This window comes from Lacticaseibacillus boliensis, from assembly GCF_054784775.1.
In genome coordinates this window covers 1-9,642 of sequence record NZ_BAAIHN010000054.1, presented here as the reverse complement: position 1 = coordinate 9,642, position 9,642 = coordinate 1, and the positions used below count along the sequence as shown (strand labels likewise).

The window sequence follows — 9,642 nt, the reverse complement described above, 5'->3', positions numbered from 1 at the left end:
TCGGTCTGTTCGTGGTGCATCGATCACCAACTTCTCCGCTCAGTCAGTATTCGCAACGCTCCAAACGTTGCTTTCAGACCGGCCAGATGCGATTTCATGTCCCAAATACCGAGGTGAATAATCCAGGCTGTCATATAATAAATGCATACGGAATCCTGGTTTTCAGACATTTCCCGTGCATTTACGAAATTGACTTGGAGGTTTTATCCATGTTTTATCGTCAAAGTCCCCACCAACTCTCTTTTGAATCCTTTGGTTGCGGTCTGAGCACACCACTCAGTCCAGACAACGAGTGGGTGCGCTTGGCTGATATTTTCCCGTGGAAAGAACTGGATGAGGCATACCAATTGGAGTTTTCCAAGAAAAGTACCGGGCGAGCGGCGAAGCCATTTCGGATGCTTTATGGGGCTGGCCTGATTCAAAATCGAATGAGACTAACTGATCGCGGTGTCGTTGACGCCATTCGAGACACGCCGGCTTATCAGTATTTCATCGGACTTTCAGAGTATCGTGCTGAGAAACCTTTCGCTTACACCAGCTTGTGTACCTTCCGCAAGCGGATCGCAGACATCTCTGAACTGGTCAGAAACATTATCAACGATTGGCTTCGCGCCAAGATCGAAGCGGTGGTGCCATTCAAAGTTGACGTCATGATCACGGATGCCACAGCGATTCCGGTGAAGATCCGTTATCCCCAAGATACATCGCTGCTCAATCAAGCCCGCCAGAATCTTGAAGACATGGCCATTGACATGGCGCATCAACTGAATGTTCCTAACCCACGCATGTACAAGCGTGAGGTCAAACAAGTTTGGACGGCCTTTTCAAGGCATCCAAAGAGCCAAAAGCAATCTGTTCACAAGCAAGTCAAGGCCCAACTTCAATACGTCCGCCGTGATCTGCGCTACATCAACGAATTCATCGATGCAGGGGCGATCCTAACCGCCAAACAAGCAATACGCTTGGGTGTCATCCGGATCTTGTTTGACCAACAGTGGTACATGTTTGCACACAAGATCCACCATGTCGCAGACCGGATTGTTAGTCTCCAACAACCATACATTCGACCGATTCAGCGTGGTAAGGCGAAAGCTAAAGTTGAGTTCGGAGCTAAGATTGACGCTTCGTTGAGTGAAGGTATCGTTGATATTGAGCGCTTTGAATTTAGCGCCTTCAATGAAAGTAAGGACTTTGAAGCGACCTTGGATCATTACTTCGATTTGCATGGCCATTACCCAGATGAGGTGCTGGCAGATACGCTTTATCGCAACCGCGACAATCGAAAATTGTGTACGGATCTAGGCATCACCCTTTGCGGACCTAAACTGGGCGCAAAGCCAAAGCATGTCGGTGCCAAGAAACGCCGACAGGATACGGATGCAGAGAACCGTCGTGGTGCCATTGAACGCCGATTTGCCTTTCTCAAAGGGTCAGTAGGCCTGGACTTAGTTAATACCCGAACAGCTGAGTCATTGGCCGTCAAGATCGATCAGGCAATGGTATTAAGCAATGCCCTGACGTTCTTGCGGGTGTTTGCTATACCAATTTTGATTTCAACCACGAACGAAGGGCAAACCTATCGTTTCTGGTACAAATTTACTACTAGCATCAATAATATGGCAGCCTAGTTGAACAGCCACTATTTAGAAGGGCAAAAACTGTTTGCCAATATTGCACATGAATTTAATAAAAAACATGGTGATGATGACGCCGACGTTGACTATCTGCTTAAATTTATTGATGTAGCAAACCAAGCTCTGGATGTGCCACTATCTTTGGAAAATTCGGTAGACGGTGTGGTATGCGATTACTTCGTTAAATCCGTTGAGATGAAACTATCGAAGATGTGACATTCGAGTTTTTACTATTCACACCCTGAGATAAAATACTCAGTTTTGAATTGCTACTATTTAGTTGATTTCAACGCCGCCTATCGAGGTGCGATGAATCTTAATGAGTGCTGTAGCGCTGTGATGCTGATACTCTTGCATGCCGTCACGATGTATCTGTAATCCACAACAGGGAGGCTACCGAATAGTAACAGCAGTGAGTAGATTGATTGGAGAGTTACAATGGTCGACATCTATTACTGTGTCGGCCTTTTTTGGTTTCCAAACCGATATTATGACCGCAGTCAATGGTGTGGGTATTTCCTTTTCAGAGAGCGTCGGAATAGAATTATCATTCATAAATCTCGCGATCTATATTGCGGATGGTCATATTGATATGCGCTATATCGGCGCGTAAAGCCGATAACATTAAGAGTTTGTTACAGTACCAGCTTTTGTTTCAAAACGTGTTCCACAAACTGTCTGTATATGTTGAGAGCGAAAGTTCTCGCAGACCTTCCGGAGGGGTCTTGCAACGTACGCCGCCGTGCGCGGCGTGCAGCGCGAAAGCCGCTAGCGCGAGCGGCGGCGGTCGGCGTTAGCCGGCCGCCACAAGCCCCCGGTCTCTAATAGGGGGGCAAATATTAGAGACAAAATACACGTAAGTAGGACGAAAGCGCCGGTGGCAAGCCACTTTGCGTAAGCAGAAAGAAGGCTTTGCTGTCAGGTCGCTTCGAAAGGAGCTAACATGCTGAAAGATTTGAACTTAGTCGGCGGGATGACGAATACCGACTGGCTAAACCAGTTTCATGATGAGATGCGCACGCACAAGATCACTCAGGGCCAATTAGCGAAGACGGCTGATTACAGTCGATCGCATTTGAACCAGCTGCTGACGGGAAACAAGCCGATTAACCAACAAGCGCGGTTGCGATTGACGTTGGCACTGCGGTCGTTGACCGGCCAGAACAACGTTGACGTCTGTATTGATTACTTGGGCGTTACCTTCAAGTCGCACGACTATGAAGAACTGGTGACCGAACTGTTCCAGATTAACCTGAATCACTTTAATCTCAAAGAAGGGGCGCGATACGGGTACGCGGCGACCTTCAAATGTGGTGAAATCGATGTGTTGCTGTCGCCGTATCAAGATGTGAATGCAGACGGTTATGATCCAAGCGAAGACAGTGGCACAATGATTGAACTGAAGGGCCAAGGCTGCCGCTATGTTGAATCGTATTTGCGCCAGCAGAATCGCACCTGGTACGACTTCCTAGAGACGTGCATTGCGCTTGACGGTCATTTCACCCGAGTTGACCTCGCCATCAATGATCGCAATGGCTTGCTTGACGTACCAACCTTGATTGAGAAGTGTGACCGTGATGAATTCACCTCACGTTTTCATGGTTTCCGAGATAATCGCACCAAGCAGTGGAAGGTATCGGGCAGAACCTTGTATCTGGGGTCGCCGCAAAGTGAAGTGTACTTCTGTATTTACGACAAGGCTTTTGAGCAACACCAGAAGCACCCTGAGATTGCGATTGAAGATCAGCCGATACGGACACGCTTTGAAGTCCGGTTACGTCGCAAGCGCGCCGCTGCGGCAATTAAGAATTTGTTGGCAGAGCATGATCCAGAGAAAGTTGTGTTCGGCATCATCAATCGCTACCTGCGTTTTTTGACGCCGAGTCACAAAGCGAAGAGTCAGTGGGCGACAGATCCGCGCTGGGATGCTTTCATCGGCAATTATCGCGACAAGCTGCGACTTTCTACCAATCCTGAACCATTGAGTTACGCGCACATTACCCGTTGGCTCAAGAAGCAGGTCGCGCCGTCGCTGAAGATGTTGCAGCTGATTGATCAGTACAATGGCACTACTGAGCTGAAGGCGATTATTGACGGCGGCAAGTTGACGCAACGCCACTGGGACTTGATTCACCACTATCAGCATCACCGCAACGGCGTTTTGACGGATTCAGAACCGAGTGAGACATCAAAAAAGAGCGACTATGCCGACCAAAGCAAGTAGTCACCCTTCACAGATAAGATTTGGGTCCTATCTGGTTTGATTATCTCACTTCAATCAATGAGAAGGAAGTGACGTAATTGGATAAGAGTTTTGTCTGCTATCAAGATCTGATGGCATTAGGTTTTAAGCAGCACACCGCGCGCAATATTATTAGACAAGCGAAGCAAAGGATGGTACAAAAGGGTTATCCCTTGTATCTCAACCGAAACTTAGGGCGCGTGCCGCGTTCTGTCGTTGAGTCCATTCTCGGGTCACCGATGAATGGAGCTGTTGAGAATGAGTAAAACCAAATATCCAGGCGTATTCATAGACGCCAAAGGTAACTTCTACTATGAAACCGAGTTGGGCACCGATAAGATGAGTGGCAAGCGCGTCCGCAAGAAAGGGCGGAAGGACAGTCAAGGAATGCCATTCAACACTGCGTTTGCGGCGAACAAGGAACTTACGCGGGTGAAGCGTGAATATCATGAGGCGCATGGGTTTACGAACTTTCGCATGACCTACCGCCAGTTCATGAAAGACGCGTATATCCCAGCGTACAAAACCGACGTGGAGGAAAGCACCTTCGCTGTCCGTAATCGCAGCTTTGATATCTGTATCGCCCGCTTTGGCGACCAGCTGTTGCGCGATATCGATATCACCGACGTGCAGAACTTCCGCACGTGGCTGCTCACGGATGAAAAAGACGGCGGTGCGGGCTACTCGCAAGGCTATGCTGGTTTGGTGTTCGGCTGCTTCCGCAAGTCCCTTGACCATGCGGTGCAGATGCAGTACCTGTCCAGCAATGTGTCGAAGCGGGTCAAGGCGATTCCTAAGGCCAAAAGCAGCGTGCCGTTCTGGACGAAAGCTGAGTTTGAACAAGTCATCGCGCAAATCTGCATTGATGACATTTACGGTCACCTGAACTTCGTGATGTTGTGGCTGTACTTCCTGACTGGCGTGCGCGTCAACGAAGGCACGGCGCTGTGGTGGCGAGATGTTGATCTCGCCAAGAAGCAGCTACACGTTGACCACATGCTGGTGATGAAGAACCGGCATGACTGGGAGCGCCACGACTACACGAAGACAGACAGCGGCAAGCGCATCTTGACGCTTGATGATGACACCGTGGCAATTCTACGGCGCTGGCGCGAGGCGCAGCAGAGTTTCGGTCTGGGTGGGGTAGATGATTTCGTCATGACCTACGATGGCTTGCCGATGACCAAGTCCACGATCTCGAGGATTATCCACCGCTACGCCAAGTTGGCGCAGGTGCACCCAGTCGAAGGCAAAGGGCTGCGCCACAGTCATGCGTCGTATCTCATCAATGAGTTCAACGTCTCCGTACTGGTGTTGTCCAAGCGCTTAGGCCATTCGTCACCTGAGATCACGCTGAAGCACTACTCGCACTTATGGGGCGGACTGGATGCAGATATCGCCGAACAGATTGCGGGGAACATCACGATCAAGACGGCGGGTCAGAATCAGGTGCGGTTCGTGGGGAATCAGGCGGTAAAGTACGATCAACTAAGCCCCGCCAAACTCCCCGCCAAAACAGTGGCTGAGGCATAGAAACCTAGTGATGACGCGGGATAGCGCCGCTGAAGATACGCTCGAATGGGAATAGACAGAATTCGCTTATAAACATTGACATATCAACGTTTTGATGACTGACTACCCCGCTCGTGCAACTATCGTGCAACTTCTGGTGCAAGTCCAGCGGTAACACCGTTGTTTTGAACCTGCGCCACGTCTGATTTAGCGGTCGAAATTTCGACTAGACCATTCAGCCGTTTGGCGGCCTCAAAGTTCATATTCGGGTATAAATGCCCGTAAGTTCCGAGCGTCGTCTGAATATCTTCGTGGCCGAGGCGTTCTTTAATCACCAGTGGGTTCTCACCCAGACTGATCAATAGCGAAGCATGTGAATGCCGTAAAGCATGAACGCGGATGCGATGGACTCCTGCCAGAGCTGCATGCCGCTTGATGATTCGCATGACCAGATCCCGGCGAGTAGGAACGCCGTTGAACGATAGAACAAAATCAGTTTTACACTCAAGCGCTTGTGCTTTCTTCCAATCGGAGAGAAGCTCAAGCGTTTTTGCATCCAGTGGAATCGTGCGATTGCTGGCTTTGGTCTTCGGTGTGGAGAAGGAGTAGTTCGTGTAGCTGCGTAACCACAGCGTCTTGTTGATCCGAACTGTGCCTTCCTCAAAGTCGATGTCGTCCCATTGCAGGGCGGTTGCTTCACCAATGCGCATACCAGTCATAAACAGAAACCAGAGAGTGAAGAAGCAGAAGTGCTGGTAGAAGTCTTCGATATAGAAGGTCTTAATGACCGCCTCGAATTCTTCCTTCGTCCAGAAGTCCACTTGGTTCTTCACTTTCTTAACGTTGCCGACGGTCTTGGTGGGGTTCTCATTCATGAAGCCGAGTACAATGGCTCGTTGAAAGACGCGTGATAGCATGCATTGGACTAAGCGAGTGTAACTTTTACTTACTTGACAGGTCATTTGGTTCTGCCATTTCTGTATGTCCACCGGCTTAATCTTGTCCATGTACATGTGCTCAAACATCTTGAAGTGCTTCAAACTGGAACGCCGACTGTCGTAGGTTTGCGGCTTCACTTGGTTCTTGTACCACGGAAGAAAGAATTCTTCCCAGAATTGTTTGAATTGAATGTGTTGTTGGTCACGTTCCGCGACAACTTTCTCTACACTGCCACCGACCATTTCCTTGTAGGCTTTGCGTGCATCACGACGTGTCGTGAAGCCACCAACCTGCTTCTGGATCTTCTCGCCTGTTTTAGGGTCAACACCGAGGTAGGCGCGGAAGTAGAAAGTACCATTCTTGCGTGTTTTGATTGGGTCTTTAGTTGTAGCCATGTTTTATTTCTCCTTTGTTGCTTCGGAGTGCATGGTTTTGGCGAGTTCCGCCAACGTGCGCGTGCTAATTTGGAGACCCAGTATTTCTTCAACAGCAGTTACCGGTACGCGTCCGAGCTTCGGGCTTTTGTAGTAGGCAACACCTTTGCGTACCATCAGCAGCTTAGCGCGTCTAATAATGTCCTGTGCGCGTGAGGCACCATACCCAAGAGCAACCAGTTCGTGTTTCGTCATCGTGATCACGTGAACCATATTCTTCTCCTTTCCGGGGAGCACGGATCGTACCGATGCTCCAGTCTACCATCCAAAAGTTACGTGCAACAATACCCGGTGCAAAAAACAATACGTGTTTCGTCATCATTCAGCCCGGTTCCAACCGGCTATCGAGGATTTTAAAGAGAGCCTCTCTCCCTTGTTTCGTCAGGGTGACGTGCAAGTATCCAGCCTACTGGTTAATCGCTCGCTCGTGAGAGGTCATGGCGTTGTGAGGCCTACGTTGCTGAACGATGCCATTCAGTTGTCAAAGAACGTTGGCGGGAAAATAAAAACCCGCTTCGTATATACAGACAACGAAAGCGGGTTGAAATGAAAGAGATGGCGAAAAAAGTTTATGTTTTTTTCTGACCGATTTTTTTTGAAGACATTGCAAGGTGCTTCTCAACATCGAAACACTTTGCAATGTAAATCAGTTTGATTTGAAGCTCTTGCCTCAAATCCGGATCAATATGCCGGTGCCCGTATCTGGCCTCGTAGTCAATAACACGACCAAATAATTCAAGCAAGAGCGTAATAGCGTTGTTGTCGTCCTCCTGAACTGCTAAAATAACCGGTACTAGGTTATCAATCTCTGAGTAATGCATCGAATATGCCTCCGCATCCATTACAGGTTTGTGTATGCTACCCGAATTCGTTTTAGTGCACGCTGACGCCGATAATTAATTGCTTGACTTGTTTTGCCACTACGGTTGCCAATTTCGACGTCGTTGAGTTCGCCATAATAATATTGATGCAAGACCGTTTTATCTGTCGAAGAAAGGGTGGAAACTGCTCTTGATAATTTCTCACTTTCGATGAAGTCTTCAAGATGCTCGATTTCCTCATCGGTCAACCTGAATTCATCGAGATGATAGGAATCTTCGATTTCTTCCAGTAGCCAGGCCTCCAGTGGTATTTCCTTGATTTGCCGAAGAGAGGCCTTATACCGATTGATTCGTTCATTTTTGAGGGCTTGTTGTACATAGCGAATAAACATTCGCGTCACTTCTTGCTCACTACTCATTGGGTTATCCTCCTCGTCTGATTTATTGGGCTACATAATTCCAGACAAATTTTCTGGTCACTTATGAAAGCGATTTCTAAATATTTCTTTGACGAATTACCTGAATTACCTGATGGAGAATTGCTGCACGAAAAAAATCGACCGGTAGCAGTGAATGCATACAGGTCAATTCTTAATCAATAGCTTATGAAATCAGTGTTTTGAGCTGTTCGTGGGAGAGATTCTTATCGAGAGGATGGTGGTCATTCGGAAACAACCCGGTAGTAGATATTTCGGGTCAGTTTGTAGACAAGAACGTATACTAGCGCCAGAATGGCTAATGTAATCAGCGAGACATTGAGGAAGAAGTACCAGTTTGTGAGACCGAAGACGCGTAGCAGACGCTGAACAAAGGGTAATGCAACGCCAACGTGAATGATTGCAACTAGTAAGGGCAAATAGAACACCGTCAATAATTGGCTGTTAATTGTTCGGTGAACTTCTCGTCTGTTATGAAGTGACCCTTGTCAAGCCCCAATTTATCAATTTCAACGGTATTAATAAGCTCCAGAATGCATTTGTCCATCGATGATTAACCACTCTGTTATTCGTGAGTTGGTTACCAACAGGTTAATGGTTCATTCGAAGGCAATATAATCTAGAAACGTGGATCACAAACTGATGAATCAACTTGCACGGCCAATGTTTGTTGATTGGTTTGTGCCAGAATAGGCGCAACGTATGTTGCCAGACCTTTGTATTCTGGGACTTATTGATACCGTTGAGATTAACCTGATACTTTCATCGTTCTGTAGCCCCATCATCCTGAACAACGGTTTTTAACTTGGTTTTGTGTTACTTTTGAACTTAGACTAGTGTGCCTGTTTCGATCTAAAAAGGGTCTAGCATCTCCAGTGTTGATTACTACCAACACCAAAAATTCTAGACCCAGAAATTTAATAAACGATTTTAGCTCGTCCTGTGACCTCTACCAAAGTTACACAGGGCGGCTTTTTTATTTGTGGTGCTTGTCGATATAGCTGAGGAGCGCGATTAAAAACGTGCCAAACAGCAACATCAACGAGAGTGTCTGGAAGACGCTCATTGACTGTGAAACCTTCCTGAAGATTATTCCATGTTCCCATGGGCCTCACCTCGCAAGGGAAAAGACAGCCACCGCCCTTAAAACTTCCTGCGTAATCCATTATACAGGTGAATTAAGTGTTGACCAAGCACAATAAAAATTAAGTCATGGGGTTTCATAGGATCCTAAATTTGATCAAATTAAGAATCAGCAAAACATCTTTTGTAGATACCCTTTTTTAAGTTCTTGGAGTTTTTCAAGCTTACGCTGATTGGCAGCGATAAGATGATCAGTCAAAAACAAGAGTTGTTCAATGTATTTTTGTTATTTTTCATCTGGAAAGATTGAAAAATACTTTTGAACTTTATCATAGTTTATCCCGAATACTTTTAAACCAGTTCCAACTTTATAAACATAATGTCTAAAGCTTGGTGACAAAAAAAGATATAAGCCTGGATTATTCACCTCGGTATTTGGGACATGAAATCGCATCTGGCCGGTCTGAAAGCAACGTTTGGAGCGTTGCGAATACTGACTGAGCGGAGAAGTTGGTGATCGATGCACCACGAACAGACCGA

10 protein-coding genes and 2 pseudogenes are annotated in these 9,642 nt (G+C 47.3%); 5 read left to right on the top strand and 7 right to left on the bottom strand.

What is annotated here, in order from left to right; genetic code table 11:
• Positions 1-209 precede the first annotated feature (209 nt).
• The 5 genes from ACYVRB_RS13615 to ACYVRB_RS13595 all read left to right on the top strand — a co-directional run bounded on the left by ACYVRB_RS13615 (position 210) and on the right by ACYVRB_RS13595 (position 5,409).
• Entirely contained in the window at positions 210-1,628 is a 1,419-nt protein-coding gene (locus tag ACYVRB_RS13615) for an IS5 family transposase (protein ID WP_461215989.1), read from the top strand.
• Positions 1,629-1,850, top strand: a complete 222-nt coding sequence (locus tag ACYVRB_RS13610; RefSeq protein WP_125706729.1) for a hypothetical protein — start codon at positions 1,629-1,631, stop codon at positions 1,848-1,850.
• Positions 1,851-2,577: 727 nt separating this feature from the next.
• Positions 2,578-3,858: a replication initiation factor domain-containing protein gene (locus ACYVRB_RS13605; protein ID WP_033572651.1), complete on the top strand. Its 1,281-nt coding sequence runs from the start codon at positions 2,578-2,580 to the stop codon at positions 3,856-3,858.
• A 77-nt stretch (positions 3,859-3,935) separates the two neighbouring features.
• Positions 3,936-4,142: a DUF3173 domain-containing protein gene (locus ACYVRB_RS13600; RefSeq protein WP_033572650.1), complete on the top strand. Its 207-nt coding sequence runs from the start codon at positions 3,936-3,938 to the stop codon at positions 4,140-4,142.
• The gene (locus tag ACYVRB_RS13595; RefSeq protein WP_461215988.1) at positions 4,135-5,409 is read left to right on the top strand and encodes a tyrosine-type recombinase/integrase; all 1,275 of its coding nucleotides are present in this window, start codon (positions 4,135-4,137) and stop codon (positions 5,407-5,409) included. The genes ACYVRB_RS13600 and ACYVRB_RS13595 overlap by 8 nt, the downstream gene beginning before the upstream one ends.
• A gap of 119 nt (positions 5,410-5,528) precedes the next feature.
• On the opposite strand, the gene ACYVRB_RS13590 is transcribed toward ACYVRB_RS13595, so the two are convergent.
• The 7 genes and pseudogenes from ACYVRB_RS13590 to ACYVRB_RS13560 all read right to left on the bottom strand — a co-directional run.
• The gene (locus ACYVRB_RS13590) at positions 5,529-6,722 is read right to left on the bottom strand and encodes a site-specific integrase (RefSeq protein ID WP_004559577.1); all 1,194 of its coding nucleotides are present in this window, start codon (positions 6,720-6,722) and stop codon (positions 5,529-5,531) included.
• A gap of 3 nt (positions 6,723-6,725) precedes the next feature.
• Positions 6,726-6,974, bottom strand: coding sequence for a DUF3173 family protein (locus tag ACYVRB_RS13585; RefSeq protein WP_156656974.1), 249 nt, complete (start codon positions 6,972-6,974; stop codon positions 6,726-6,728).
• 356 nt (positions 6,975-7,330) lie between these two features.
• Positions 7,331-7,582 (bottom strand): helix-turn-helix domain-containing protein, encoded by a 252-nt coding sequence (locus tag ACYVRB_RS13580; protein WP_004559579.1) that lies wholly within the window; start codon positions 7,580-7,582, stop codon positions 7,331-7,333.
• 20 nt (positions 7,583-7,602) lie between these two features.
• On the bottom strand, positions 7,603-8,001 hold the full coding sequence (locus ACYVRB_RS13575) for a sigma factor-like helix-turn-helix DNA-binding protein (RefSeq protein WP_461215987.1): 399 nt from the start codon (positions 7,999-8,001) through the stop codon (positions 7,603-7,605).
• A gap of 242 nt (positions 8,002-8,243) precedes the next feature.
• A pseudogene (locus tag ACYVRB_RS13570) lies at positions 8,244-8,486 on the bottom strand (FtsX-like permease family protein); the annotation flags it as partial.
• Between the two features lie 509 nt (positions 8,487-8,995).
• Entirely contained in the window at positions 8,996-9,058 is a 63-nt protein-coding gene (locus tag ACYVRB_RS13565) for a putative holin-like toxin (protein ID WP_222843308.1), read from the bottom strand.
• A gap of 330 nt (positions 9,059-9,388) precedes the next feature.
• Positions 9,389-9,642: pseudogene (locus ACYVRB_RS13560) on the bottom strand (hypothetical protein); the annotation flags it as partial.

What these genes read in the sequence shown, in the direction of transcription:
- ACYVRB_RS13615 (WP_461215989.1), top strand. Translation starts at nt 210, where the DNA reads ATGTTTTATCGTCAAAGTCCCCACCAACTCTCTTTTGAATCCTTTGGT.
- ACYVRB_RS13605 (WP_033572651.1), top strand. Translation starts at nt 2,578, where the DNA reads ATGCTGAAAGATTTGAACTTAGTCGGCGGGATGACGAATACCGACTGG.
- ACYVRB_RS13595 (WP_461215988.1), top strand. Translation starts at nt 4,135, where the DNA reads ATGAGTAAAACCAAATATCCAGGCGTATTCATAGACGCCAAAGGTAAC.
- ACYVRB_RS13590 (WP_004559577.1), bottom strand. Translation starts at nt 6,722, where the DNA reads ATGGCTACAACTAAAGACCCAATCAAAACACGCAAGAATGGTACTTTC.
- ACYVRB_RS13585 (WP_156656974.1), bottom strand. Translation starts at nt 6,974, where the DNA reads ATGGTTCACGTGATCACGATGACGAAACACGAACTGGTTGCTCTTGGG.
- ACYVRB_RS13580 (WP_004559579.1), bottom strand. Translation starts at nt 7,582, where the DNA reads ATGCATTACTCAGAGATTGATAACCTAGTACCGGTTATTTTAGCAGTT.
- ACYVRB_RS13575 (WP_461215987.1), bottom strand. Translation starts at nt 8,001, where the DNA reads ATGAGTAGTGAGCAAGAAGTGACGCGAATGTTTATTCGCTATGTACAA.